The sequence below is a fragment of the Kluyvera sichuanensis genome, from assembly GCF_040930405.1.
GTDB classification, from domain to species: domain Bacteria; phylum Pseudomonadota; class Gammaproteobacteria; order Enterobacterales; family Enterobacteriaceae; genus Kluyvera; species Kluyvera sichuanensis.
The window spans coordinates 2,451,733-2,477,880 of record NZ_CP162271.1 but is presented as its reverse complement, the minus strand read 5'-3'; the positions used below and the strand labels follow the sequence as shown (position 1 = coordinate 2,477,880).

Here is a 26,148-nt window from a genome sequence, read left to right as displayed (position 1 = left end):
CTGTAATGAGCGTGCTATTGGTAAAAGTCACGTTTGCACATAATACTATGTCAATTAACGAAATAGAGACTTAACGTCAGAGGTTATAAGGATGAAACCGTTCCGTTTAGCCGTGCTTGCTATGCTGGCCGCCTCGCTCCTGTCCGGGTGCGATAACAGCGACAAAGCGCAGGATGTCAAACCCGTCGCGTCCTCGACGGCGTCGCAAAACGTTGCGCCGGTTAAACCGGATGCCGCACAGCTGGCGAAACTTGCCCAGCAGAGCGAGGGTAAAGCGCTCACGCTGCTGGATGCCTCAGAGGTTCAGCTCGACGGCGCGGCAACGCTGGTGCTGACGTTCTCTATTGCGCTCAATCCCGAGCAGGATTTCAGCAAGACCGTCCACGTGGTGGATAAGAAAAGCGGCAAGGTGGACGGAGCCTGGGAGCTGGCGCCGAATCTGAAAGAGCTGCGTCTGCGTCATCTGGAGCCGAAGCGCGATCTGATTGTCACCGTTGACCCAGAGCTTGCTGCGCTGAATAAGGCCACCTTCGGCACCAGCGTGGAGAAAACGCTGACCACCCGCGATATTGCCCCAAGCGTTGGCTTCGCCAGTCGTGGCTCGCTGCTGCCGGGCAAAGTGGTGGACGGGCTGCCGGTAATGGTGCTTAACGTGCCGCATGTAGACGTTAACTTCTTCCGCGTGAAGCCGGAGTCGCTGGCGGCGTTTGTCAGCCAGTGGGAGTACCGCAGTTCGCTCAGTAACTGGGAGTCTGACGAACTGCTGAAAATGGCGGATCTGGTTTACACCGGACGTTTCGACCTTAACCCGGCACGCAACACGCGGGAAAAACTGCTGCTGCCGCTGAAAGATATTGCGCCGCTACAGCAGTCCGGTGTCTACATTGCGGTGATGAACCCAGCGGGGCAGTACAGCTACAGTAATGCCGCCACGCTCTTTACTCTCAGCGACGTTGGCGTGTCGTTACACCGTTACCACAACCAGCTTGATGTATTCACGCAAAGCCTGGAAAACGGCGGGGCCCAGTCGGCGGTTGAGCTCACGCTGCTCAACGACAAAGGGCAAACCCTGGCGCAGGCGACCAGCGATGCTCAGGGACATGCGGTCCTGAAAACCGACAAAGAGGCTGCGCTGCTGCTGGCGCGCAAAGAGGGGCAAACCACCTTACTTGATCTCAAACTGCCGGCGCTCGACCTGGCGGAGTTTAACGTTGCAGGTGACCCTGGCTTCAGCAAGCAGTTCTTTATGTTTGGCCCGCGCGATCTTTATCGTCCTGGCGAAACGGTGATCCTCAACGGCCTGCTGCGCGATGGCGATGGCAAAGCGTTACCGGAACAGCCGGTAAAACTTGAGGTGGTGAAACCTGACGGGCAGGTGATCCGCAGCGTCGTCAGCCAGCCGGTGAACGGTCTCTATCAGTTTACCTATCCGCTGGATAGCAGTGCGGCAACCGGCATGTGGCATATTCGCGCCAACACCGGCGATAACCAGCCGCGCGAATGGGATTTCCACGTCGAAGACTTTATGCCTGAACGTATGGCGCTCAACCTGACGCCGCAGCCGACGCCGCTTGCACCAGGTGATGACGTGACGTTTGACGTGTCGGGCTACTATCTTTACGGCGCGCCGGCTAACGGCAATAGCCTGCAGGGGAAACTGTTTTTACGCCCGCTGCGCGAGGCCGTTGCCGCGCTGCCGGGCTTTCAGTTTGGCGATATTGCCGAACAAAACACCACCCGCAGTCTTGATGAAATGAATCTGACGCTGGATGCCAAAGGTCACGGCGAAGTGACCACCGCTAGCCAGTGGCAGGAAACGCATTCGCCGCTGCAGGTGATTCTGCAGGCCAGCCTGCTTGAGTCCGGCGGTCGTCCAGTCACTCGCCGCGCCACGCAGGCCATCTGGCCAGCCTCTGAATTGCCGGGTATTCGCCCGCAGTTCGCCAGTAAGGCGGTCTATGACTACCGCACTGACACTACGGTGAATCAGCCGATCGTTGAAGAAAACAGCCAGGCGGCGTTTGATATCGTCTACACCGATGCCAGGGGTGAAAAAAAGGCCGTTTCCGATCTCCAGGTTCGGCTGATTCGCGAACGCCGCGATTACTACTGGAACTGGTCGGAAAGCGACGGCTGGCAGTCCCGCTTTGATCAAAAAGATCTGGTCGAAGGTGAAGAGACGCTGGCGTTGAAAACCGACGAAACCGGCAAAGTCAGCTTCCCGGTGGAGTGGGGCGCTTATCGATTAGAAGTGAAGGCACCGAACGATGCGGTGAGCAGCGTGCGTTTCTGGGCAGGCTATAGCTGGCAGGACAACAGCGACGGTAGCGGCGCGGCGCGCCCGGATCGCGTGACGCTGAAACTCGATAAACCGAGCTACCGTCCTGGCGATACCATCAAGCTGCACGTTGCTGCTCCGGCAGCAGGTAAAGGCTATGCGATGGTGGAGTCCAGCGACGGTCCGCTATGGTGGCAGGAAATTAACGTTCCGGCCGAAGGGCTGGATCTCACCATTCCGGTGGATAAAAGCTGGAATCGTCACGACCTCTATCTCAGCACGTTGGTGGTGCGTCCGGGGGATAAATCCCGCTCTGCTACGCCGAAGCGGGCGGTGGGCGTATTGCATTTGCCGCTAGGCGATGAACAGCGTCGTCTGGATGTAACGCTGGAGGGGCCGCAGAAAATGCGTCCAAACCAGCCGTTGACCGTCAAGGTTAAAGTGAATCGCAAAGAGGGTGATACGCCGAAGCAAGTAAACGTGCTGCTCTCAGCGGTCGATAGCGGCGTGCTGAGTATTACCGACTACACCACCCCCGATCCATGGCAGGCGTTCTTTGGTCAGAAACGCTACGGTGCGGATATCTACGACATCTACGGTCAGGTAATTGAAGGCCAGGGGAGACTGGCGAGCCTGCGCTTTGGCGGCGATGGTGATGAGCTTAATCGTGGCGGCAAACCGCCGGTGAACCACGTCACCATTATTGCCGAACAGGCGCAGCCGGTAACGCTTGATGAGAACGGCGAGGGCACCATTACGCTGCCTATCGGCGATTTTAACGGCGAGCTGAGAGTGATGGCGCAGGCGTGGACGGCGGAAGATTTTGGCCGCAGCGAGTCGAAGGTCGTGGTCGCTGCGCCGGTGGTGGTTGAACTGAATACGCCGCGCTTTATGGCCGGCGGCGACAGCGCGCGCCTGACGCTGGACGTCACTAACCTGACGGACAAACCGCAGACGCTCAACGTGCAGATAGTGGCTAATGGCCTGCTGCAGCTGAAAAGTACACCACCGGAACCGGTCACGTTAGAGCCGGGCGTGCGTCACACGCTTTTTGTCCCGGTTAGCGCAGGTGAAGGCTTTGGTGACGGCGAGATCAGCGTAAGCGTATCGGGCATGACGTTGCCAGGCGAAACCCTGGCCGATCTCCACAAACAGTGGAAAATCGGCGTGCGTCCGGCCTATCCGGCGCAAACCGTCAATAGCGGTGCGGTGCTGCAACCGGGTGAAAGCTGGAACATTGCGGAAAATCAGCATCTGAATTTCTCTCCGGTGACGCTACAGGGGCAACTGCTGCTGAGCGGCAAACCGCCGCTGAATCTGGCGCGCTATATTCGTGAACTCAAAGCCTATCCGTACGGGTGCCTGGAGCAGACTGCCAGCGGCCTCTTCCCACAGCTTTATACCAACGCCGCGCAGCTGAAAACGCTGGGTATCGTGGGTGATAGTGACGATAAACGCCGTGCAGCGGTCGATATCGGTATCTCGCGCCTGCTGCAAATGCAGAAAGATAACGGCGGCTTTGCGCTGTGGGATAAAAACGGGTCGGAAGAGTATTGGTTGACCGCCTACGTGATGGACTTCCTGGTGCGCGCGGGCGAGCAGGGCTATAGCGTACCGGCAGAGGCGATTAACAACGGTAACAATCGTCTGCTGCGCTACTTGCAGGAGCCGGGGCTGATGAGCGTACGCTATACCGATGATAACGCGGCAAGCCGCTTCGCCATTCAGGCCTATGCCGGCCTGGTGCTGGCGCGACAGCAAAAAGCGCCGCTTGGCGCGCTGCGCGAATTGTGGGAACGTCGCGCTCAGGTGGGTTCCGGCCTGCCGTTAATGCAGCTAGGCATTGCGCTAAAAGCAATGGGTGATGCGCCACGTAGCGAACAGGCTATCCAGCTTTCGCTCACCACCAAACGTGAGGATCAGCGACGCTGGCTGGCGGACTACGGCAGCGCGCTTCGCGATAACGCACTGATGCTTTCGCTGCTGGAAGAGAACAAGCTGCTGCCGAATGCACAAAACACGCTGCTGCAGACGCTCTCTGAACAGGCGTTCAGCGAGCGCTGGCTGTCAACCCAGGAGAACAATGCGCTGTTCCTGGCGGCGAAAGGCGTGTTGGATCTCCCCGGCAACTGGCAGGCGCAGACCTCGTTTGAAAGCCAGCCGCTGCAAGGAGAAAAGGCCCTGACGCGGAATCTTGACGGCGATCAGCTTTCTACATTGACGGTGACCAACAAAGGCGAACAGCCGCTGTGGCTACGCCTGGATAGCAACGGATACCCGGAAAATGCGCCTGCGGCGTCCAGCAATGTGCTGCACATCGAGCGTCAGTTTTACGGTACCGACGGGCAGCGTAAATCGCTCTCTTCCCTGCGCAGCGGCGAGCTGGTGCTGGTGAAGCTGGACGTTAACGCCAGTCAAAACGTACCAGACGCGTTGGTCGTCGATATGCTGCCAGCGGGGCTAGAGCTGGAAAACCAGAATCTGGCGAACAGCAGCGCTAATCTGCAGGACAACGGCACCGCAGTGCAGGAGTGGCTCAACCAGATGCAGCAGGCAGATATCCAGCATATGGAGTTCCGTGACGATCGCTTTGTGGCGGCGGTTGCCGTCAGCGCGAATCAGCCGGTCACGCTGGTCTATCTGGCTCGAGCGGTGATGCCGGGAACCTACCGCGTGCCGCCGTCGCAGGTTGAGTCTATGTATGTACCAGGCTGGCGCGCCGTTGGGGCGGCTGACGATATGCTGATCGTTGTGCCGTAGGATGCGTCTTGCCTGGAATATACGCCGCGTCTGGCGATGGCTTGTCGGGGCGGTCGTATTATTATCCGCCAGCATTTTGCTGGCGGATAAACTCTGGCCGCTGCCGCTCCATGAAGTCACCCCCGCTAGGGTGGTGGTAGCGGAAGATGGCAGCCCGCTGTGGCGTTTTGCCGATGCGCAGGGGATCTGGCGCTACCCGGTGACCATCGAAGAGGTGTCGCCGCGCTATCTTGATGCCCTGATTCAGTATGAAGACCGCTGGTTCTGGGATCATCCCGGCGTGAATCCATTTTCTATTGCCCGCGCGGCCTGGCAGGATGTGACTTCTGGCCGCGTCGTGTCCGGCGGCAGCACCCTGACCATGCAGGTCGCGCGGCTGCTCGACCCGCACCCACGAACCTTCGGCGGTAAATTTCGCCAACTCTGGCGCGCGATGCAGCTGGAGTGGCACCTCTCTAAGCGTGACATTCTCACCCTCTATCTTAATCGCGCCCCGTTTGGCGGCACGCTGCAGGGCATCGGGGCGGCAAGCTGGGCCTATCTCGGTAAACCGCCAGCCCAGCTAAGCTACGCCGATGCTGCACTGCTGGCCGTGTTGCCGCAGGCGCCGAGCCGATTGCGCCCGGACCGTTGGCCCGAACGGGCTCAGGCCGCACGTAACAAAGTGCTGGACCGCATGCAGGCCCAACAGGTCTGGTCCGCCGCGCTGGTGAAAGAGGCCAAAGAGGAGCCGGTGTGGCTGTTTCCTCGGCAGATGCCGCAGCTTGCGCCGCTGTTTGCTCGTCACATGCTGGCGCAGAGCCGGGATGAGAAAGTCGTCACCACGCTGGATGCCGGGCTGCAGCGTCAACTGGAAGAGATGGCGCTGAACTGGAAATCGCGCCTGCCGCCGCGCAGCTCGCTGGCGATGGTGGTGGTGGATAACCGCAATATGAAAGTGCGTGGCTGGGTGGGGTCGGCGGATATCACTGACGACAGTCGTTTTGGCCATGTCGATATGGTGACGGCGGTGCGCTCGCCGGGCTCGGTGCTGAAACCGTTTTTGTACGGTCTGGCGCTCGACAGCGCGCTGATTCACCCTGAATCGCTGCTACAGGATGTCCCCCGGCGTGTGGGCGACTATCGTCCCGGCAACTTTGATAGCGGTTTCCACGGTCCGGTCAGCATGAGCGAGGCGCTGGTGCGCTCGCTGAATCTCCCGGCGGTACAGGTGCTGGACGCCTACGGGCCAAAGCAGTTTGCCGCGCGTTTGCGTAATGCCGGGCTGCCGCTGATGTTGCCTGCGGGCGCGGAGCCGAATCTGTCGCTGATCCTCGGCGGTGCGGGCGCGCGATTGGCGGATATCACCGCGGCCTATAGCGCTCTGGCTCGCCACGGCAAGGTCGGAAAATTACGTATGCTGGCGAGTGACCCGCTGGTGGAACGCCCGCTGCTTTCGCCCGGCGCGGCGTGGATCATTCGCCGCATCCTCGCGGGCGAAGCCCAGCCGGTGCCGGACGCGTCGTTGCCTCAGGTGGTGCCGCTGGCGTGGAAAACCGGCACCAGCTATGGCTATCGCGACGCATGGGCTATTGGCGTAAATGCTCGCTACAGCATCGGGATCTGGACGGGCAGACCAGACGGCACGCCGGTTGCCGGGCAGTTCGGGTTTGCCAGCGCGATCCCGCTGCTCAATCAGGTGAGTAACCTGCTGCTTGCGAATAGTGCGCGCCAGCAGGAAGGTCGCGATCCGCGTCCTGCCTCGGTCAGTTCAGCGGAAATTTGCTGGCCGGGCGGGCAGCCGTTACCTGCCGGAGACAGCAACTGCCGTCGACGTCTGTCCACCTGGGTACTGGATAACAGCCTGCCGCCGACGCTGCTGCTGCCAGAGCAGGAAGGGATGCAGGGGATTCGTTTCCCGTTGTGGCTGGATAGCGAAGGTAAGCGCGTCGCCGCGGATTGTCCTGATGCTCGTGAAATCACGCTCGACGTCTGGCCGCTGCCGCTGGAGCCGTGGCTGCCCGTCGGTGAGCGACGCGCCGCACGGTTGCCGCCGATCTCGAGTAGTTGCCCACCGCGTCAATTGCAGAATGCCGCCCCGCTGATGCTTTCCGGTATTCGTGAAGACGCGGTAATCCGGCGCTTGCCCGGGGAGCCGAACGCAAAAGTGGTGTTACAGGCGAGCGGTGGAGAAGGGCGACGCTGGTGGTTTCTCAACGGTGAACCGCAGACGAGCGCAGGGGATAGCCTGACCTTAACGCTGACGGACCCAGCGCGCTATCAATTGGTGGTGATGGATGAAACCGGGCAGACGTCGGTGGCGAACTTTACGCTGCAGTGAGATACCGTGTTGTAGGCCTGATAAGCGTAGCGCCATCGGGCAAAACCGGCGCACAATAGCCAAACCGGGCTTGTTACAAAATGTGTTGCTTAAAAGTGTTTTATTTTAAAAAAATGTTACCTTCATCCATAGGCAACGACGCATCTGGTCTTTATAATCCGCGCCAGGTCATACAACAGCTGTATGCACGACAACATAAAATTAGAGGTAATCATGGCTATTGAACGTACTTTTTCCATCATCAAGCCAAACGCGGTGGCAAAAAACGTTATTGGCAGCATCTTCGCTCGCTTTGAATCAGCAGGGTTTAAGATTGTTGGCACCAAAATGCTGCACCTGACCGTTGAGCAGGCTCGTGGCTTCTACGCTGAGCACGATGGTCGTCCATTCTTCGACGGTCTGGTTGAGTTCATGACCTCCGGCCCAATCGTGGTTTCCGTACTGGAAGGCGAAAACGCCGTTCAGCGTCACCGTGACCTGCTGGGCGCAACCAACCCAGATAACGCGCTGGCTGGCACTCTGCGTGCTGACTACGCGGACAGCTTCACCGAAAACGGCACCCACGGTTCTGACTCCGTAGAATCCGCCGCGCGCGAAATCGCGTTCTTCTTCGCAGAAGGCGAAGTGTGCCCACGTACCCGCTAAGGGCACGTTTACACTTTATTTAGCGAATGCCGCGTGCAGACGTGGCATCCATGCGCCAGAATTTGTACAATGCAGCGCCCCCGGACGAGCAGACCGCTTTCCTGGGGCGCTTCTTTTTATCAACCCTCCAGGGGCCATAACGTGTAACAACGAGGCCGGAATAGAAAATGTCTGAACAAATTGTCACGCCTGAGAGCGCCATCCCGGCGGTTCCCAACAAAGATGGAAAAATTAACCTGCTGGATCTTAGCCGTCCGCAGATGCGCGAGTTTTTTAAAGACTTAGGCGAAAAACCCTTCCGCGCCGATCAGGTGATGAAGTGGATGTATCACTACTGCTGCGACGACTTTGATGAGATGACTGACATCAACAAAGTGCTGCGTGGCAAGCTCAAAGAAGTCGCTGAAATTCGCGCCCCTGAAGTGGTGGAAGAGCAGCGTTCATCTGACGGCACCATCAAATGGGCGATTGCCGTTGGCGATCAGCGCGTTGAAACTGTCTACATCCCGGAAGACGACCGCGCGACCCTGTGCGTCTCTTCACAGGTCGGCTGCGCGTTAGAGTGTAAATTCTGCTCTACGGCTCAGCAGGGCTTCAACCGTAACCTGCGGGTATCGGAAATCATCGGCCAGGTCTGGCGCGCGGCGAAAATCGTCGGTGCCGTCAAAGCGACCGGCGTACGTCCTATCACCAACGTGGTGATGATGGGCATGGGCGAGCCTCTGCTGAACCTGACCAACGTGGTTCCAGCGATGGAAATCATGCTGGACGATTTCGGTTTTGGTCTCTCCAAACGTCGTGTAACCCTGTCTACCTCAGGCGTTGTGCCTGCGCTGGATAAGTTGGGTGATATGATTGACGTGGCGCTGGCGATTTCCCTGCACGCTCCGAACGACACCATCCGTGATGAAATTGTACCTATCAACAAAAAGTACAATATTGCCACCTTCCTGGAATCTGTTCGCGGCTATATCTCGAAATCCAACGCCAACCAGGGCCGTGTGACTATCGAGTACGTGATGCTGGACCATATCAACGATGGTACCGAGCATGCGCATGAACTGGCGGCATTGCTGAAAGATACGCCATGTAAGATCAACCTGATCCCATGGAACCCGTTCCCGGGCGCGCCGTATGGCCGCAGCTCGAACAGCCGTATCGACCGTTTCTGTAAAGTGCTGATGGGCTATGGCTTTACCACCATTGTGCGTAAAACGCGCGGTGATGATATTGACGCCGCCTGCGGCCAACTGGCCGGTGACGTTATCGACCGCACCAAGCGTACAATGCGTAAGCGTATGCAGGGTGAAGCGATCGACGTGAAAGCGCTGTAATTCAGCGTGGCGTGCGCCTGAAAAGGCGCACGTAAAGCCAAGTGCTTAAGGATTAGGCGAAACGTACTGATTTGGATAATAATTACGGTGCGTTTCGATGAGTATTGAGGCAGTATGTAGCGTTGCAACAACAGCGTAGCGACGGCCTTTGACGCTGTTTTGAAGTTGGGTATACCGGGCAGTTTGTCGGTCTGTCCGATAGCAACGATCGGATGTTTCGCGGTGCGGGTACGGTTCCGCATCAGAACCTTAAATTTCACGAATCAGCAGTTGTAGCGAATGAATACTGAAACCAACCACGACCAACAAGAAGCACAAACCACGGGTGTCCGTCTGCGTACTGCCCGTGAACAACTCGGACTCAGCCAGCAAGCCGTTGCAGAACGCTTGTGCCTGAAGGTTTCCACCGTTCGTGATATTGAAGAAGATAAGGCGCCTGCTGAACTCGCTTCAACATTCTTGCGTGGTTATATCCGCTCCTACGCTCGCCTTGTGCATATCCCCGAGGAAGAGCTGCTGCCGATGATGGAAAAGCAAGCACCGGTACGCGCGGCGAAAGTCGCTCCGATGCAGACCTTCTCCCTGGGCAAGCGTCGCAAAAAACGTGATGGCTGGCTGATGAGCTTTACCTGGCTTGTCCTCTTCGTGGTTGTCGGGTTAACCGTCGCCTGGTGGTGGCAGAACCATAAAGCGCAGCAGGAAGAGATCACCACCATGGCCGATCAATCTTCCGTTGAGCTGAAAGCGAGCGGCAACGACTCGCAGGATATCCCGCTGAATACCGGCGCGGATACCGCGCAGACTCCTGCTACGACCGATACTGCAGCAACCCCAGATAGCGCTACTGCCGCACCAGCGGATGCCACCCCGGCTCCAGATGCACCTGTAGCGACCGCACAGAATAACGCCGTTGTGGCACCGTCTCAGGCTAACGTCGACGGTACCGCAGCGCAAACCACCACCCCTGCACCGCAGACCGCAACGCCGGGTGCACTGCCAACCGACCCGGCGCAAACCGCCGCACCGGTTGCTGATGCTAACGCGCTGGTGATGAACTTCTCCGCCGACTGCTGGCTGGAAGTGACCGACGCTACCGGTAAAAAGCTGTTCAGCGGCCTGCAGCGTAAAGGTGGTAACCTGAACCTGAGCGGCCAGGCGCCTTACAAACTGAAAATTGGTGCACCGGCCGCAGTACAGATCGCCTACCAGGGTAAACCGGTCGATCTGAGCCGCTTTATCAGAACTAACCAGGTTGCGCGCCTGACCGTGAGTGCTGAACAATCACCAGCACAATAACAGACGCGTAATGCGGGAGATTTTTCATGCACAACCAGGCTCCAATTCAACGTAGAAAATCCACACGCATTTACGTTGGGAACGTGCCGATCGGCGATGGGGCTCCTATCGCCGTACAGTCGATGACCAATACGCGCACAACAGACGTTGAAGCGACGGTTAATCAAATTAAGGCGTTGGAACGCGTGGGGGCGGATATCGTTCGTGTATCCGTGCCGACGATGGACGCCGCAGAAGCCTTCAAACTTATCAAACAGCAGGTTAACGTCCCGCTGGTTGCTGATATCCATTTCGACTACCGTATCGCTCTGAAAGTGGCGGAGTATGGCGTTGACTGCCTGCGTATTAACCCGGGCAACATCGGCAACGAAGAGCGTATTCGCATGGTCGTTGACTGCGCTCGCGACAAAAATATCCCTATCCGTATCGGCGTGAACGCCGGGTCGCTGGAAAAAGATCTGCAGGAAAAATACGGCGAACCTACGCCGCAGGCGCTACTGGAATCAGCAATGCGTCATGTGGATCACCTCGATCGTCTGAACTTCGACAAGTTTAAAGTCAGCGTGAAAGCGTCCGACGTTTTCCTGGCGGTGGAATCTTATCGCCTGCTGGCTAAACAGATCGATCAGCCGCTGCACCTCGGGATCACCGAAGCGGGCGGTCTGCGTAGCGGTTCCGTGAAGTCTGCCATTGGCCTGGGCCTGCTGCTCTCTGAAGGGATCGGCGATACGCTGCGCGTTTCGCTGGCGGCGGATCCGGTTGAAGAGATCAAAGTCGGTTTCGATATTCTGAAATCACTGCGCATCCGCGCACGTGGGATCAACTTCATCGCCTGCCCAACCTGTTCACGTCAGGAGTTTGACGTTATCGGGACGGTCAACGCGCTGGAGCAGCGTCTGGAAGATATCATCACCCCGATGGACGTATCGATCATCGGCTGCGTGGTAAACGGCCCTGGCGAAGCGCTGGTGTCGACGCTCGGCGTGACCGGCGGCAACAAAAAAAGCGGCCTGTATGAAGACGGCGTGCGTAAAGATCGCGTCGATAACGACGATATGATTAGCCAGCTTGAAGCAAGGATCCGCGCGAAAGCGTCGGTGCTTGATGAAGCGCGCCGTATCGACGTTCAGCAGGTTGAAAAATAACGAGATGGGAAGCGGCTTGCTTCCTGTGTATGATTGAACCCCAGGTGCCGAACGCGCCGAGGGTTCATTTTTATATATAAAGAGAATTAACGTGGCAAAAAACATTCAAGCCATTCGCGGCATGAACGATTATCTGCCTGGCGAGACCGCCATCTGGCAGCGCATTGAAGGCACACTCAAGCAGGTGCTCGGCAGCTACGGTTATAGCGAAATCCGTTTGCCGATTGTAGAGCAGACCCCGTTGTTCAAACGCGCTATCGGTGAAGTGACCGACGTGGTTGAAAAAGAGATGTATACCTTCGAAGACCGCAATGGCGATAGCCTGACGCTGCGTCCGGAAGGTACTGCGGGCTGCGTACGCGCCGGCATCGAACATGGTCTTCTGTACAATCAGGAGCAGCGTCTGTGGTACATCGGGCCGATGTTCCGCCACGAACGCCCTCAAAAAGGACGTTACCGCCAGTTCCATCAGCTGGGTGTCGAAGTGTTTGGCCTGCAGGGGCCGGATATCGACGCCGAGCTTATCATGCTAACCGCGCGCTGGTGGCGTGCGCTGGGCATGGCAGAACATGTGAATCTGGAGCTGAACTCCATCGGTTCTCTGGAAGCCCGCGCCAACTATCGTGACGCGCTGGTGGCCTTCCTTGAACAGCACGTAGAAGTGCTGGACGAAGACTGCAAACGTCGTATGTACAGCAACCCACTGCGCGTGCTGGATTCCAAAAACCCAGACGTACAGGCGCTGCTGAACAACGCTCCTGCGCTGGGCGACTATCTGGACGAAGAGTCCCGTGAGCACTTTGCTGGCCTGTGCGCGCAGCTGGATGCCGCTGGAATTGCCTACACCGTTAACCAGCGTCTGGTTCGCGGTCTGGACTACTACAACCGCACCGTTTTCGAATGGGTGACCAACAGCCTCGGCTCGCAGGGTACCGTTTGTGCAGGCGGCCGTTATGATGGTCTGGTTGAGCAACTGGGCGGCCGTGCTACCCCTGCGGTAGGCTTCGCGATGGGTCTGGAACGTCTTGTTTTATTAGTTCAGGCAGTTAATCCGGAATTTAAAGCCGATCCTGTTGTCGATATATACCTGGTCGCTTCAGGCACCGATACTCAGTCAGCCGCCATGCGTCTGGCAGAGCAGGTGCGTGATGCGTTACCGGGCGTGAAGCTGATGACCAACCACGGCGGCGGCAACTTTAAGAAGCAGTTTGCCCGCGCTGATAAATGGGGCGCCCGTATTGCCCTGGTTCTGGGTGAGTCTGAGGTTGAGCAAGCCACTGTTGTCGTGAAGGATTTGCGCTCTGGTGAGCAGACAACCGTAACGCAGGAAGGCGTTGCCGCGCATTTGCGCACTATTCTGGGTTAATCTCCAGGACATTATTATCAGGAGAAGGGCTGCGTGGAAATTAATAACGAAAACGATCAGGTTGAGGCGATTAAAAGCTTCTTTGCCGAAAATGGTAAAGCGCTGGCCGTTGGGGTCATTCTTGGGATTGGTGCGCTGGTTGGCTGGCGTTACTGGAACTCGCATCAGTTAGATTCGGCCCGTGAGTCCTCTGCGGCTTATGAAAACGCCGTCTCTTCTCTGAGTTCAGGGAAACCGGAAGCGCTGGCCGCCGCGGAGAAATTTGCCGCCGACAGTAAAAACACCTATGGTGCGTTTGCTTCTCTGGAACTGGCTCAGGTCTTCGTCGATAAAAGCGACCTTGCTCAGGCTGAAAAACAGCTGCAGCAGGGCCTGGCTGCCGCATCTGATGATAATCTGAAATCCGTCATCAGCCTGCGTCTGGCGCGCGTTCAGCTACAGCTGAAGCAGCCTGACGTTGCTCTGAAAACGCTGGAAGGCGTGAAGGGCGAAGGCTGGACGGCGATTGTTGCTGATTTACGCGGGGAAATCCTGCTCAGTAAAGGTGACAAGCAGGGTGCACGTGCGGCGTGGGAAGCTGGCGCTAAGAGCGATGCATCGCCCGCGCTGAGCGAAATGATGCGCATGAAAATTAATAATTTGTCCGTCTGAGAGGGACCCGATGCAATTGCGTAAATTACTTTTGCCAGGACTGCTTTCTGTCACTCTGTTGAGTGGTTGTTCACTGTTTAGCGGCGAAGAAGATGTGGTTAAAATGTCTCCTCTGCCAACCGTAGAAAACCAGTTTACGCCGTCTACCGCATGGGATGTTTCCGTCGGCAGCGGTATCGGTGACTTCTACTCTAACCTGCATCCGGCTTATGCGGACAGCGTGGTTTACGCGGCAGACCGTAAAGGTACCGTGAAAGCGCTGAACGCGGATGACGGCAAAGAAGTGTGGTCCGTCAACCTGGCGGAAAAAGATGGCTGGTTCTCTCGTAAGCCAGCGCTGCTCTCCGGCGGCCTGACCGTTGCCGGCGGCCACGTTTATGTGGGCAGCGAAAAAGCGCAGGTTTATGCGCTGGATGCGGGTGATGGTTCCGTTGTCTGGAAAACCACGGCAGCAGGCGAAGTGCTGTCTCGTCCAACCGTCAGCGATGGCCTGGTGCTGGTGCATACCAGCAACGGTCAGCTGCAGGCACTGGATGAAAACAGCGGCGTCGTGAAATGGACGGTGAACCTGGATATGCCTGCGCTCTCTCTGCGCGGTGAATCTGCACCGGCTGTGGCCTTCGGCGCGGCGATTGTTGGCGGCGATAACGGTCGCGTGAGCGCGGTACTGATGCAGCAGGGCCAGATGATTTGGCAGCAGCGTATTTCTCAGGCGACTGGCTCAACCGAAATCGATCGTCTGAGCGATGTAGATACTACGCCGGTTATCGTGAATGGCGTTGTCTACGCGTTAGCCTACAATGGTAACCTGACGGCGCTGGATCTGCGCAGCGGTCAGATCATGTGGAAGCGTGAGCTGGGCTCGGTGAATGACTTCATCGTTGACGGCAACCGTATCTACATCGTTGACCAGAACGACCGTCTGCTGGCGCTGACCACCGACGGTGGCGTGACCCTGTGGACGCAGAGCGATCTGCTGCACCGTCTGCTGACCTCTCCGGCGCTGTATAATGGCAGCCTGGTGGTGGGTGACGCGGAAGGTTACATGCACTGGATTAACCCGGAAGATGGGCGTTTCGTCGCTCAGCAGAAGGTTGACAGCGCGGGCTTCCTGACGGAGCCGGTGGTGGCTGACGGTAAACTGCTGATTCAGGCGAAAGACGGTACGGTTTACGCGATTACGCGTTAACGGCGGCGTTGATTCAGCAATGGACGGCTCCTGAATGCTCAGGGGCCGTTTGCTATTTATAGATTTTGTCAAAATTTTGAGTATATGAGGCTTTAACATGGTACCTGTGGTCGCGCTTGTCGGGCGCCCTAATGTTGGAAAATCCACGCTTTTTAACCGCCTGACGCGCACTCGTGATGCGCTGGTTGCGGATTTCCCGGGTCTGACTCGTGACCGTAAGTACGGTCGTGCTGAAGTTGAAGGGCGTGAGTTTATCTGTATCGATACCGGCGGTATCGATGGCACGGAAGAGGGCGTGGAAACCCGCATGGCGGAACAGTCGCTGATGGCGATTGAAGAAGCTGACGTCGTGCTGTTTATGGTGGATGCGCGTGCGGGGCTGATGCCTGCGGACGAAGGTATCGCCAAACATCTGCGTTCTCGTCAAAAGCCAACCTTCCTGGTGGCGAACAAAACCGACGGGATTGACCCGGATCAGGCGATTGCCGATTTCTGGTCGCTGGGCCTCGGTGAAATTCACGCGATTGCGGCCTCCCACGGTCGTGGCGTAACCACGCTGCTGGAAACCGTTCTGCTGCCGTTTGTTGACGACGTCAACCCGCCGGAAGAAGTGGACGAAGATGCCGAGTACTGGGCGAAGTTTGAAGCCGAGAATGGCGAAGCGGTTGAAGAGCCGGAAGACGACTTCAACCCGCAGGACCTGCCAATCAAAATCGCTATCGTGGGCCGTCCGAACGTAGGTAAGTCTACGCTTACTAACCGTATCCTCGGCGAAGACCGCGTAGTGGTATACGATATGCCGGGTACCACCCGCGACAGTATCTATATCCCAATGGAACGCGATGAGCGCGAATACGTCCTCATCGACACCGCAGGCGTGCGTAAGCGCGGTAAGGTAACGGATACGGTTGAGAAGTTCTCCGTAATCAAAACCCTGCAGGCTATTGAAGATGCGAACGTTTGTCTGCTGGTGATTGATGCCCGTGAAGGTATCTCTGACCAGGACCTGTCGCTGCTGGGCTTTATCCTCAATAGTGGGCGCTCACTTGTTATTGTCGTCAACAAGTGGGACGGCCTGAGCATGGAAGTGAAAGAGCAGGTGAAAGAGACCCTGGACTACCGTCTGGGCTTTATCGACTTTGCTCGCGTGCACTTTATCTCCGCACTGCACGGCAGCGGCGTAGGTAACCTGTTCGAATCTATCCGTGAAGCGTATGACAGCTCGACCCGCCGCGTGGGTACCGCGATGCTGACCCGCATCATGACCATGGCGACGGAAGATCACCAGCCGCCGTTGGTTCGCGGTCGTCGCGTGAAGCTGAAATATGCGCACGCCGGTGGTTATAACCCACCGATTGTGGTTATCCACGGTAACCAGGTGAAAGACCTGCCGGATTCCTACAAGCGCTATCTGATGAACTACTTCCGCAAATCGCTGGATGTGATGGGTACGCCTATCCGCATTCAGTTCAAGGAAGGCGAGAACCCGTATGCGAACAAACGTAATACGCTGACGCCAACCCAGATGCGTAAGCGTCAGCGTCTGATTCGACACATTAAGAAAAGCAAATAAGTGATGCTTTAAGCGCCGAATAGCAAAAAACCCGCGAGAGCGGGTTTTTTTATGGCCGTTGTCGGCCGGATAAGCAAAGCGCCATCCGGCGCTATTATGATTTCCAGCGCGACTGACGAATCACGCTGCAGAAATTGCCGGGCACAAAGCCAGGGTCTTTATCGCAGATAACATCAGCCTTCACGTTGCCGAAGGTGGTCTGGGTTTTACCTTTAATCCCATCATAAAATGCACTAATGATATTCTCTTTAAAGTTATCCAGGCGCGGGTGCTGCTGAACGACCGTTTCACGACTCGCATCGCTAACCTCGTCATAGCCAATTCCCAGCACGTCCATTTCCACACCTGCGGTTAACAGCGCTATCTCCGGGGCCATAAATTCCGGAATACCGGGCGTGGTGTGCAGGGCTATCGCCGTCCACACTTTATCAATATCGGCAGGCGGGATTCCGTGGCCTTCCAGGAAAGCGCGGGCGGCGTTGGCGCCGTCGACTTCAAATCGCTTATCGCAGCTGCAATGCCCATGCGTCAGGCCAATATCATGGAACATACAGCCGACGTACAGCAGTTCGTGGTCCACTTTCAGCTCCCGGCGTGCTCCGGCCAGCGCCCCCCAGTAGTAGACGCGGCTAGAGTGGTGGAACAGCAGGTCACTTTCGGTATCGCGAATAAACTCGGTGGTTTCGCGAGCCAGTTTGCTGTCGGGAATACGGATGCCTTGCACGTTGATGGTCATATCTTTTCTCCTCATGGGTTGTTGAAGGGGAGTTTACAGGGCATTCTATATGTCATGAATTGACGTATTGCGACGATTTAAGACATTGCATCGAATCAGGACACCCCGCTCATGAAACGCGTTATTGCTCTACTTGCCGTGCCCGGCGTTCAGCTACTGGACGTTTCCGGCCCGCTGGATGTCTTTGCCGAGGCTAACCGGATCCTGCATCGCGAGGTGTATGAGTTTGCCGTTATTGCACTGGAAGAGATGACGGTGAGCGCCTCGTCCGGCGTGAAGTTGGTGGCGAATACGCGACTGGCGGAAACCACGGCGCTACAGCCGGATACGTTTTTACTAGCCGGTGCGCCGGAAGTCTGGCAACAGACGCTGAACGATGAGCAAATCGCGCAAATCCGCAGGCTTTGTGACAGTAGCCGCCGCTACGGCTCCGTCTGTACCGGTGCGTTTCTATTAGCGCAAACGGGGCTGCTGACCCAGCGTAAAATCACCACCCATTGGGCCATGACGTCCCGCTTTATGGCGACGTTCTCAGACGTTGAGGTCGATGCCGATGCGTTGTATGTGGCGGACGGCCCGGTCAGAACGGCGGCAGGGGTGACCTCGGGTATGGATTTAGCCATTCGATTGGTGGAAGAAGATCTGGGGCGCGAGGTAGCGCAGGAGATAGCCTGTAATCTGGTGATGTTTTTCCGTCGCCCGGTGAATCAGGGGCACTTTATACGCCACAGCGCGGTCTCTACGACCGGTCGCAATGCCTTTCAGGACTTGCAGCGCTGGACGCTTGCCAACCTGTCGACGGTGCTGAGCCTGCAGGATATGGCTGACCATATTGGTCTTAGCGCCCGCCATCTGGGCAGGCTGTTTCGTCAGGAGATGAATATGGCCGCTGGAGAGTGGCTGGAGGCTGGGCGTATCGATCGGGCTAAAATGCTGCTGGAAAGCGGCACGCTGCCGCTGAAAACCATTGCCAGCCAGTGTGGGTACTCCAGCAGCGACGTGCTGCGCAGGGCGTTTATTAAGCGCGTCGGTATCACGCCGTCGATGTACCGACGGCTGAATGTGGCCCGACCGTGGGCACAATTGCCGGAGTGAGCAGCGAACGTAACCGCTTTATGACGCCGCTTATGGCAGGTTGTTCTCGCGTAGGCGAAAATTATCATCCAGACTTAAGCCAAAGACGTAGTCTGTACAGGCATTGTGCTTTACACTGCGCGCTGCAAAAATTGAGTCAACAAACGATTAAAGTAGGCGGTAAGGTCGATGAACGGAACAATCACAACCTGGTTTAAAGATAAAGGTTTTGGGTTTATCAAAGATGAAAACGGCGATAACCGCTATTTTCATGTGATTAAGGTTGCCAACCCCGATCTGATTAAAAAAGACGCCGCGGTGACCTTCGAACCCACCACCAACAACAAAGGGCTGTCTGCTTACGCGGTGAAAGTTATCCCGGAAAGCAAACATATCTATATCGCGGGCGAGCGCATCAAGCTTACGTCGATCAAATCCTTCCTGGTGTACAGCGAGGAAGTGCCTGCCGATAGCCGTATTGATAAAGAGAATGCGGTGCTGTCCGTTGGGCTTCTGATGAACAGCATCAAGCCGAAATCAGCGGAGAAAGCGGGTGAAATGCGCACGCTGAAGAAGCTGGCAATCACCACTTTCCAGGGCACGACGCTCATTTTCTCGGAAGATGAGATTGATATTGAAGCCACGGTAAAAATGCTCAAGGTCTGAGACCAGCTCAACCGCGAAGAATGAGATTAACCCAGGAGCGATGTATGAATAATGACATTCCACTGAAGTATTATGATATTGCCGAAGAGTACGCCTCTGAATCGGCGAAGCCCGTCGGCGAGAGCGAACTGGATGCGCTGGCGCACTACTTCCAGCTGCTGCTGACCCGTTTAATGAATAACGAAGAGATCAGCGAAGAAGCCCAGCAGGAGATGGCGACCGAAGCCGGTATCAGTGCGCAGCGTATTGATGAGATTGCCAACTTCCTCAACGAGTGGGGCAACGAGTAACGCGCTACGCCTCTGCGGGGCGTTGCATCCAGCGATCCCAGTCGGGGTTTTCCCCGATGCTCTCGACCAGAAAATCGATAAAACTTCTGACCTTGGGATCCTGGTAATGCCCCGGATGATACAGCGCGTACAGGCTGTAATCATTTTCCCTCGTGCTATATTCCGTCAGTACCGGCACCAGCTCACCCCGGGCAATCGAATCGCCCAGCATATAGGTCGGCAGGCTGACGATTCCCTGATGATGCAGCGCAGCCTGAAGTAGCCCGAGCGTGCTGTTCACTTCGATGATGCTGTTCACCTTTAGCGCGCTAAAGCTGCCGTTGACGTTCTGATAGCGCCAGTTATCGGAAACGTTAGGATTTATCAGACAGTCGTGCTGCTCAAGATCCTCAAGCCGTTGCGGCACGCCGCGCCGTGCGAAATAGTCCCGGCTGGCGCAGTACACCCAGTTAATTTTGCAGATTTTGCGCAGCGCAAAATTGGTAGGCGGGTGTGCGGTAATTCTGAGGGCAATATCAAAATTCTCTTCGTTAAGATTGACGTTCTGGTCGTTTAAATCGACGGAAAGCGTGACGTCCGGGTTGTCCTGACGATAGTCGCTATAAATACGCATCAGATGGCCTACGCCGAAAGCAATAGAGCAGGTGACGCGCAGCTTGCCCTGAGGGTGATGGTTAAAGCTGGCGATATTGGCCAGCGACTCGTCCAGCTCTTCTAATAGGCGCTGTGCGCGGGACAGTAGATATTGACCTGGTTCGGTCAGAATTAAGGTGCGAGTGGTGCGCTTTAATAGAACGACCCCTAGCTGATCCTCAAGCTGGGCAATACTGCGACTCACGGAAGAGGGCGTCAGATTCAGCTTTTGCGCAGCGGCAGAAAAGCTATTGCACTCCACCACTTTGATAAACGTTTTCAGATGATGAAAGATGGAATAGTTATCAATTTTTAATTTTGCGAGTGCCGCATTTTTATTTAATGACATCGCTACCCCTTTTTTTTTAGCTGAACAATAGCCGTAAAAATTTCGAAGTTTGAACACCATCACGGAAATGGTGAACCGCTCACTGACCTGTTCGCTATGCGCAATAAAGTACGCCGCCTGCTGTCACCTTACCCGAACCGACTCAGAAAGAAAAATAGAATCTTTTTATGGTATAGTTATTTGTTTTTAAAAGGCTTTTATTGTATTCCTTAAAAATTGAGATGGCTATCAACTTTTGCGTTAAACGCAAAGGTATTGTTAGTGATTAACACCGTTCAGACCTTTCTTTATCCCTGCCATATCCCCTAACATTTGTGCTGACAGACACCTCAATCCAGTTTTTTGAGTTTCTATTCTAAATAACACTTATAAATAGGAAGGCATTTAATGGCTGAGATACTCGAAAATAAAGCTAATAATTTATATAAATCCGTGCCCTTCACGAAATATGATGTTGGTTGGGTGATTCTCTGCATTGGTATGGCCATTGGTTCAGGCATCGTTTTTATGCCAGTACAGGTGGGTATTAAAGGTATTTGGGTCTTTATCGCTTCGGTGGCAATTTCGTATCCAGCGATTTATATTCTGCAAAGCCTCTATCTGAAGACGCTGTCAGAAACAGATGATTGTCAGGATTACGCCAGCGTCATCACTCAATATCTGGGGAAAAACTGGGGGATGGGTTTAGGCATTGCCTACTTCCTGATGCTGCTGCACGGTATGTTTTCTTACTCGCTGGCCGTGACCTTTGATAGCGCATCCTATATTCAAACCTTTGGCCTGACGAAAGGCCTGCTATCTGATTCTATCTGGTACGGGTTGATTATCCTGACGGTCCTGGTTTGTATTGCCTCGCAGGGTGAAAAGCTGCTGTTTAAGGTTTCAGGACCCATGGTGTGCGTGAAGTTTGGCATTATCGTGGTGCTGGGTCTGGTGATGGTGCCGTACTGGAACTTCAGCAATATTAGCGCATTTCCACCTATATTGACGTTTATGCGCGATGTGTTCCTGACGCTGCCGTTTACATTGTTTTCTATTTTGTTTGTGCAGATATTAAGCCCAATGAATATCGCCTATCGCAAGATAGAAACCGATAAACGTATCGCAACTTACCGGGCGATTCGCGCCAACCGGGTGGCCTATATTATTCTGGCCGTTGCGGTGCTGTTTTTTGCTTTTTCGTTCACCTTTGCCATTAGCCACGAGCAGGCAGTATCGGCTTTTGAACAGAATATTTCGGCGCTTGCCATTGCCGCCCAGGTCATTCCTGGTTCAGTGGTTAAAGTGATGAGCGCGCTGCTCAATATTTTTGCCATCCTCACCGCGTTTCTCGGTATCTACCTCGGTTTTCAGGAGGCGATTAAGGGCATCGTGGTGAACGTTATCACCCGCTTTATGCCTGAAGAGAAGATCAACCAGAAGGTGCTGCACGTGGCAATTAGCATTGGTGTGATCCTCGCGCTGTGGGTCTGGATCTCGACGCGTTTCTCGATCCTGTTCTTTATGCAGCTTGGCAGTCCGCTGTTTGGCCTGGTGTCCTGCCTGATCCCTTGCTATCTGGTTTATAAGGTGAAGGTGCTGCATCAGTTTAAAGGCCCGGGGGTCTGGTTCATCATTTTCTTCGGCATCTTGCTGTGTCTATCGCCCTTCTTTAAGTTCTTTGAGTAACGTTCGGTGGTTACGATGTTTTCGCGACCAGGGAAATTTATGAGGTAATCCATGAGTAATCGATCCACATCCGACTTTAACATCAGCACGCAAATCACCCAGCTTGGCCGGGATGCCAGTAAACAGGCGGGATTTGTGAACGTACCGGTCTATCGCGGCTCGACGGTGATTTTCCCGACGGTGAGTGACCTTGAACATAACCGCGCGGAGTTTAACTACGGCACCATGGGCACGCCGACGATTGCCAGCCTGGAGAATGCGTGGAGCGCGCTGGCGGGTGCTGCCGGTACGGTGCTGTCGCCGTCTGGCCTGGGGGCGATTGCGCTGTCGCTTTTGACCACGCTGAAAGCGGGCGATCACCTGCTGATGCCCGACAGCGTTTACCGGCCAACCCGTAACTTCTGCGCCGGGATGCTGACCAAAATGGGCATCGAAACCACCTACTACGACCCGCTGATTGGTGCGGACATTGAGAGCCTGTTCCGGCCCAATACCACTACGCTGTTCCTCGAGTCACCGGGGTCACAAAGCTTTGAGATTCAGGATGTTCCGGCGATGACCCGGGCGGCGAAAAAACACAATATTGCCACCATCATCGATAACACCTGGGCGACGCCGATTTTCTTCCGCGCCCACGAGCACGGCTGCGATCTGTCGCTGGAGGCGGGGACCAAATATCTCGGTGGCCATTCAGACCTGCTGATGGGCGTGGTGTCGGCTAATGAAAACTGGTGGCCCCAGCTTCGTCAGACCTACGATTTGATGGCGATGCTGCCCGGTGCCGAAGACTGTTTCCTGGCGCTGCGCGGCTTGCGCACCATGCATCTACGCCTGAAAGAGGCGGAAAAACGCGGCCTGGAGATGGCGCACTGGCTGAGCGAACGCCCTGAAGTGATGAGAGTGCTGCACCCGGCGCTGCCGGAATGCCCGGGGCATGAGCTGTGGAAGCGTGATTTTACCGGTTCATCCGGGCTGTTCTCTTTCGTGCTTAAGCCGGAATTTACCAAAGCGGGTGTGGCAAACATGCTGGATCATATGGGCATTTTTGGCATGGGGTATTCCTGGGGCGGGTTCGAAAGCCTGATGATTCCGTTTAACTGCGCTGATTATCGTACCGCCACCACCTGGCAGCCGGGTGGCCTGACGCTGCGTATCCAGATTGGCCTTGAAGATATGGAAGATCTGAAGACCGATCTGGCAGAAGGTTTTGCGCGATTGCGCGCGGTTCTGTAACCCGATAGCCCATCGTGAACAATAATTCACGATGGCGCTTCACGCATAATGGCGCTAAATGTCGTTTACTTATACGTGAGTCGGAAATTATGAATATTGGATTTATCGGCCTGGGAGCGGTGGTGGAAACCGCCTATCTTCCTGCGCTAGCGCGACTGTCGTTCCCAATCTCTTCGCTTTGGGGATACGATCTGAATCCACAGCGCACGCTGCCGGGCGTCAGCGCCTGTGCGTCACTGGCGGAGCTGCTGGAAAAGCCGCTCGACGTGCTGTTTATCACCACCGTTTCATTGCAGCATCTGCCTGCGCTCGAGCAGGCGCTGCGTTCTAACATCCCCCGTATCGTGGTGGAAAAACCGGTCGCCGCCACCCTGGAGCAGATTGATAGCCTGCGTCAACTGCTTGCCCATGAAGATAATGCCCAGCGCGTGCTGGCGCTGGACCACTGGATGGCGCGCGATGGCGCGTGGTGTCTGGCGCAGGGGAAAATGGATGAGCGCTGGCAGCCGGAGGATTCAGCGAGCGTGACTGCACCGCTGGTCACTTCGCTGGATGATATTGCCGGCATCGACGGCTTTCTGCTGGAGCCAAGCGGCTTTAACGCCGCCGGGGAGCCTATCGCCCTGAACTTTACTACCGGCGAGCCGGATACCCGTGAATTTCGCCATCCTGACGGCGTGATTGTCGATATCGGCACCCACGTGCTGGCCATGATGCGTGAAACGGTGCGCTATCTCGGCGGTAGCGATGATATTCAGCTGGTGGCGGAGCAGGTTAAGGACCGGCTGGGACGGCCTATTGCACGCGGCGATATCGAAACGGCGGAAGGGGAGGCGCATCTCAAAGGTACGCTAGGCCATATTCCGGTGAATCTGTGGCTGAACAAATACGCTGGGCCGGGCGTAGAGCGCAAAGGGATCCGCATTTATCTGCACGACGGCAGGATTATCAGCCAGACTCGTGCTCCTGGCGGTGAAAGCGTGGAGCTGATTGATGGCGATAGCGTGATGCGCTGGACGCGGCCGGGCGCCATTTACGCGCACTGCCTCGCGGAGCACATTCTCGGTAAGCGTAGCCTGTTTTTCCGCGCCCCGGACGAAGTGGCGAAACTGACGCAGCGCCGGATGGCGGAAGTGGAGACGCTTTTGCGTATCCAGCAGCAGCTGCGTGGGGAACATTGAGCGGTGAGTCGTGGTAAAATAGCGGCACAAGAACCGAGTTAAGGAGTCGTCATGGAATTCATCTGCCCAACCTGTCAGGCCTCGCTGGAGGTGCAGGGTAACCAGGCCCACTGCGATCGCTGCGAGCAAGATTTTACGCTGGAGGCGCGCTGCCCGGAGTGTCTGAAGCCGCTGGAAGTGTTGAAAGCCTGCGGCGCGGTGGACTACTTCTGCCAGAACGGCCACGGATTGATATCGAAAAAACGGGTGGAGTGGGCGCCTGTCGGTGAGTAATGGACGTCTCAGACCGGGCATAAATGCCCGGTCATTCTCAGCGCTTAGTCGGCTTTTTTACGCGCTCGCGTTTTCTTCTGCGCGGTGACCGTGCGGATTTCACTCTCCACCCAGCCGTCTGCCAGACGCGTCGTCAGCATCTCTCCCGCTTTTGCCTGCTTCGTTTGCTTCAGCACTTTGCCATCGCTGGCAGTCGTGACGCTGTAGCCGCGCGCGAGCGTTGCCAGCGGGCTGACGGCTTCCAGATGCGTCACCGCATTGCCAAAGCGTTCACGCTGCTCGCTCAGGCGGGCGCGAATATTCTCGGCCAGACGATATTCCAGTTGCTGAATACGCGACTGGGCGCGATGAATGCGCGGCTGCGGATTCTGCTGATTGAGGCGCTGCATCATGCGCTGCTGGCGTTGATTGGCCTGCTTTATCTGGTTTTCCAGCGCCGTGCTCATGCGCTGGCGGAGACGCTCAAGCGTCGTTTGCTGGCGTGCCAGCCGTAGCTGTGGGTGCTGCTGCTGAAGGCGATGGAACATCTGGGTAAAGCGGCGGCTGCGGTTAGCCAGGTAGTAGTCCATCGCCATACCGAGACGCTGCTGGGCGGATTGGATCTGGCGGACTAACTCTTGTTGATTACGGCTGACCATTTCTGCTGCGGCGGACGGCGTTGGCGCGCGCAGGTCGCCGACGAAATCGGCAATAGTGACGTCGGTTTCATGGCCGACGGCGCTCACGACTGGAATGCGGCTGGCAAAAATAGCCCGCGCCACGCGCTCATCATTAAAGCTCCACAAATCTTCCAGCGAACCGCCACCGCGACCGACGATCAGCACGTCGCACTCGCCGCGGGCGTTGGCCAGCTCAATAGCGCGAACGATTTGCCCCGGCGCATCTTCGCCCTGCACGGCGGTCGGGTAAATCACCACCGGCAGCGACGGATCGCGGCGTTTCAGGACGTGCAGAATATCGTGCAGCGCCGCCCCGGTTTTCGAGGTGATGACCCCAACACAGTGCGCCGGAGAGGGGAGCGGTTGCTTAAATTGCTGGTCGAAGAGGCCTTCGGCCTGGAGCTTCGCTTTCAGTTGCTCATACTTCTGCTGCAACAACCCTTCGCCCGCTGGCTGCATGCTTTCAACGATGATTTGATAATCGCCGCGCGGCTCGTACAGCGTAATATTGGCGCGGACTAACACCTGCTGCCCATGCTGCGGACGGAACGTCACGCGGCGGTTGCTGTTGCGGAACATCGCGCAGCGCACCTGGGCGTTATCGTCTTTTAAGGTGAAGTACCAGTGGCCGGAAGCGGGCTGGGTGAAGTTTGAAATCTCGCCGCTAATCCACACCTGGCCCATCTCCTGCTCAAGCAGTAGACGCACCGTCTGGTTAAGGCGGCTAACGGTAAAAATTGAGGGGCTTTGTGAGGATAACATGTGAGCGGGATCAAATTCTAAATCAGCAGGTTATTCAGTCGATAGTAACCTGCTAACAGGTGAGTGC

At 56.2% G+C, this 26,148-nt stretch carries 20 protein-coding genes; 17 read left to right on the top strand and 3 right to left on the bottom strand.

All coding sequences use genetic code 11. From position 1 onward, the window contains the following. The first annotated feature begins 91 nt into the window (after positions 1-91). The 10 genes from AB2B48_RS12100 (at position 92) to der (ending at position 16,557) form a co-directional block, all read left to right on the top strand. Entirely contained in the window at positions 92-5,038 is a 4,947-nt protein-coding gene (locus AB2B48_RS12100; RefSeq protein ID WP_368301871.1) for an alpha-2-macroglobulin family protein, read from the top strand. A gap of 1 nt (position 5,039) precedes the next feature. Continuing rightward, positions 5,040-7,358: a peptidoglycan glycosyltransferase PbpC gene (gene pbpC / locus AB2B48_RS12095; protein WP_368301870.1), complete on the top strand. Its 2,319-nt coding sequence runs from the start codon at positions 5,040-5,042 to the stop codon at positions 7,356-7,358. 213 nt (positions 7,359-7,571) lie between these two features. Then, entirely contained in the window at positions 7,572-8,003 is a 432-nt protein-coding gene (gene ndk, locus AB2B48_RS12090) for a nucleoside-diphosphate kinase (protein WP_185668893.1), read from the top strand. A 167-nt stretch (positions 8,004-8,170) separates the two neighbouring features. Next, positions 8,171-9,337: a bifunctional tRNA (adenosine(37)-C2)-methyltransferase TrmG/ribosomal RNA large subunit methyltransferase RlmN gene (locus AB2B48_RS12085; RefSeq protein WP_333496813.1), complete on the top strand. Its 1,167-nt coding sequence runs from the start codon at positions 8,171-8,173 to the stop codon at positions 9,335-9,337. 279 nt (positions 9,338-9,616) lie between these two features. Further along, positions 9,617-10,633, top strand: coding sequence for a cytoskeleton protein RodZ (gene rodZ, locus AB2B48_RS12080; protein ID WP_220438304.1), 1,017 nt, complete (start codon positions 9,617-9,619; stop codon positions 10,631-10,633). Positions 10,634-10,659: 26 nt separating this feature from the next. Next, entirely contained in the window at positions 10,660-11,778 is a 1,119-nt protein-coding gene (gene ispG / locus AB2B48_RS12075; RefSeq protein WP_185668896.1) for a flavodoxin-dependent (E)-4-hydroxy-3-methylbut-2-enyl-diphosphate synthase, read from the top strand. Positions 11,779-11,869: 91 nt separating this feature from the next. Then, entirely contained in the window at positions 11,870-13,144 is a 1,275-nt protein-coding gene (gene hisS / locus AB2B48_RS12070; RefSeq protein WP_220438302.1) for a histidine--tRNA ligase, read from the top strand. 33 nt (positions 13,145-13,177) lie between these two features. Then, positions 13,178-13,795 carry a YfgM family protein gene (locus tag AB2B48_RS12065; RefSeq protein WP_185668898.1) on the top strand — a complete coding sequence of 206 codons (618 nt, stop codon included), beginning with the start codon at positions 13,178-13,180 and terminating at the stop codon, positions 13,793-13,795. Between the two features lie 10 nt (positions 13,796-13,805). Beyond that, a complete protein-coding gene (gene bamB / locus AB2B48_RS12060) occupies positions 13,806-14,984 on the top strand; it encodes an outer membrane protein assembly factor BamB (RefSeq protein WP_185668899.1) in 1,179 nt (392 codons plus the stop codon). A gap of 97 nt (positions 14,985-15,081) precedes the next feature. After that, positions 15,082-16,557: a ribosome biogenesis GTPase Der gene (gene der, locus AB2B48_RS12055; RefSeq protein WP_185668900.1), complete on the top strand. Its 1,476-nt coding sequence runs from the start codon at positions 15,082-15,084 to the stop codon at positions 16,555-16,557. Positions 16,558-16,651: 94 nt separating this feature from the next. Here der and AB2B48_RS12050 read toward each other — a convergent pair whose 3' ends face one another. Beyond that, complete coding sequence (locus AB2B48_RS12050; RefSeq protein WP_368301869.1) at positions 16,652-17,293, bottom strand: HD domain-containing protein; 642 nt, start codon at positions 17,291-17,293, stop codon at positions 16,652-16,654. Positions 17,294-17,404: 111 nt separating this feature from the next. Here AB2B48_RS12050 and AB2B48_RS12045 point away from each other — a divergent pair, with 111 nt between their 5' ends. The 3 genes from AB2B48_RS12045 (at position 17,405) to AB2B48_RS12035 (ending at position 19,323) form a co-directional block, all read left to right on the top strand. Next, a complete protein-coding gene (locus AB2B48_RS12045; RefSeq protein ID WP_368301868.1) occupies positions 17,405-18,388 on the top strand; it encodes a GlxA family transcriptional regulator in 984 nt (327 codons plus the stop codon). Between the two features lie 168 nt (positions 18,389-18,556). Next, complete coding sequence (locus AB2B48_RS12040; RefSeq protein ID WP_368301867.1) at positions 18,557-19,033, top strand: cold-shock protein; 477 nt, start codon at positions 18,557-18,559, stop codon at positions 19,031-19,033. 44 nt (positions 19,034-19,077) lie between these two features. Beyond that, complete coding sequence (locus AB2B48_RS12035) at positions 19,078-19,323, top strand: DUF2543 family protein (RefSeq protein WP_123650323.1); 246 nt, start codon at positions 19,078-19,080, stop codon at positions 19,321-19,323. 4 nt (positions 19,324-19,327) lie between these two features. On the opposite strand, the gene AB2B48_RS12030 is transcribed toward AB2B48_RS12035, so the two are convergent. Continuing rightward, entirely contained in the window at positions 19,328-20,305 is a 978-nt protein-coding gene (locus tag AB2B48_RS12030; protein WP_368301866.1) for a LysR family transcriptional regulator, read from the bottom strand. A 387-nt stretch (positions 20,306-20,692) separates the two neighbouring features. On the opposite strand from AB2B48_RS12030, the gene AB2B48_RS12025 reads away from it, so the two are divergent. The 4 genes from AB2B48_RS12025 (at position 20,693) to AB2B48_RS12010 (ending at position 24,660) form a co-directional block, all read left to right on the top strand. Further along, on the top strand, positions 20,693-21,973 hold the full coding sequence (locus tag AB2B48_RS12025; protein ID WP_185668905.1) for an amino acid permease: 1,281 nt from the start codon (positions 20,693-20,695) through the stop codon (positions 21,971-21,973). Positions 21,974-22,024: 51 nt separating this feature from the next. Further along, positions 22,025-23,206, top strand: coding sequence for a cystathionine beta-lyase (metC, locus tag AB2B48_RS12020; protein ID WP_368301865.1), 1,182 nt, complete (start codon positions 22,025-22,027; stop codon positions 23,204-23,206). A gap of 89 nt (positions 23,207-23,295) precedes the next feature. Beyond that, complete coding sequence (locus tag AB2B48_RS12015; protein WP_368301864.1) at positions 23,296-24,387, top strand: Gfo/Idh/MocA family oxidoreductase; 1,092 nt, start codon at positions 23,296-23,298, stop codon at positions 24,385-24,387. Positions 24,388-24,438: 51 nt separating this feature from the next. Next, positions 24,439-24,660, top strand: coding sequence for a zinc ribbon domain-containing protein (locus AB2B48_RS12010; protein ID WP_333012912.1), 222 nt, complete (start codon positions 24,439-24,441; stop codon positions 24,658-24,660). 44 nt (positions 24,661-24,704) lie between these two features. On the opposite strand, the gene xseA is transcribed toward AB2B48_RS12010, so the two are convergent. Continuing rightward, positions 24,705-26,081, bottom strand: a complete 1,377-nt coding sequence (xseA, locus tag AB2B48_RS12005) for an exodeoxyribonuclease VII large subunit (RefSeq protein WP_368301863.1) — start codon at positions 26,079-26,081, stop codon at positions 24,705-24,707. Between the last annotated feature and the right edge of the window lie 67 nt (positions 26,082-26,148).

What these genes read in the sequence shown, in the direction of transcription:
- xseA (WP_368301863.1), bottom strand. Translation starts at nt 26,081, where the DNA reads ATGTTATCCTCACAAAGCCCCTCAATTTTTACCGTTAGCCGCCTTAAC.
- metC (WP_368301865.1), top strand. Translation starts at nt 22,025, where the DNA reads ATGAGTAATCGATCCACATCCGACTTTAACATCAGCACGCAAATCACC.
- AB2B48_RS12100 (WP_368301871.1), top strand. Translation starts at nt 92, where the DNA reads ATGAAACCGTTCCGTTTAGCCGTGCTTGCTATGCTGGCCGCCTCGCTC.
- der (WP_185668900.1), top strand. Translation starts at nt 15,082, where the DNA reads ATGGTACCTGTGGTCGCGCTTGTCGGGCGCCCTAATGTTGGAAAATCC.
- ispG (WP_185668896.1), top strand. Translation starts at nt 10,660, where the DNA reads ATGCACAACCAGGCTCCAATTCAACGTAGAAAATCCACACGCATTTAC.
- rodZ (WP_220438304.1), top strand. Translation starts at nt 9,617, where the DNA reads ATGAATACTGAAACCAACCACGACCAACAAGAAGCACAAACCACGGGT.
- AB2B48_RS12035 (WP_123650323.1), top strand. Translation starts at nt 19,078, where the DNA reads ATGAATAATGACATTCCACTGAAGTATTATGATATTGCCGAAGAGTAC.
- AB2B48_RS12085 (WP_333496813.1), top strand. Translation starts at nt 8,171, where the DNA reads ATGTCTGAACAAATTGTCACGCCTGAGAGCGCCATCCCGGCGGTTCCC.
- pbpC (WP_368301870.1), top strand. Translation starts at nt 5,040, where the DNA reads ATGCGTCTTGCCTGGAATATACGCCGCGTCTGGCGATGGCTTGTCGGG.
- AB2B48_RS12025 (WP_185668905.1), top strand. Translation starts at nt 20,693, where the DNA reads ATGGCTGAGATACTCGAAAATAAAGCTAATAATTTATATAAATCCGTG.
- AB2B48_RS12050 (WP_368301869.1), bottom strand. Translation starts at nt 17,293, where the DNA reads ATGACCATCAACGTGCAAGGCATCCGTATTCCCGACAGCAAACTGGCT.
- ndk (WP_185668893.1), top strand. Translation starts at nt 7,572, where the DNA reads ATGGCTATTGAACGTACTTTTTCCATCATCAAGCCAAACGCGGTGGCA.
- AB2B48_RS12045 (WP_368301868.1), top strand. Translation starts at nt 17,405, where the DNA reads ATGAAACGCGTTATTGCTCTACTTGCCGTGCCCGGCGTTCAGCTACTG.
- AB2B48_RS12040 (WP_368301867.1), top strand. Translation starts at nt 18,557, where the DNA reads ATGAACGGAACAATCACAACCTGGTTTAAAGATAAAGGTTTTGGGTTT.
- AB2B48_RS12030 (WP_368301866.1), bottom strand. Translation starts at nt 20,305, where the DNA reads ATGTCATTAAATAAAAATGCGGCACTCGCAAAATTAAAAATTGATAAC.
- AB2B48_RS12010 (WP_333012912.1), top strand. Translation starts at nt 24,439, where the DNA reads ATGGAATTCATCTGCCCAACCTGTCAGGCCTCGCTGGAGGTGCAGGGT.
- bamB (WP_185668899.1), top strand. Translation starts at nt 13,806, where the DNA reads ATGCAATTGCGTAAATTACTTTTGCCAGGACTGCTTTCTGTCACTCTG.
- AB2B48_RS12015 (WP_368301864.1), top strand. Translation starts at nt 23,296, where the DNA reads ATGAATATTGGATTTATCGGCCTGGGAGCGGTGGTGGAAACCGCCTAT.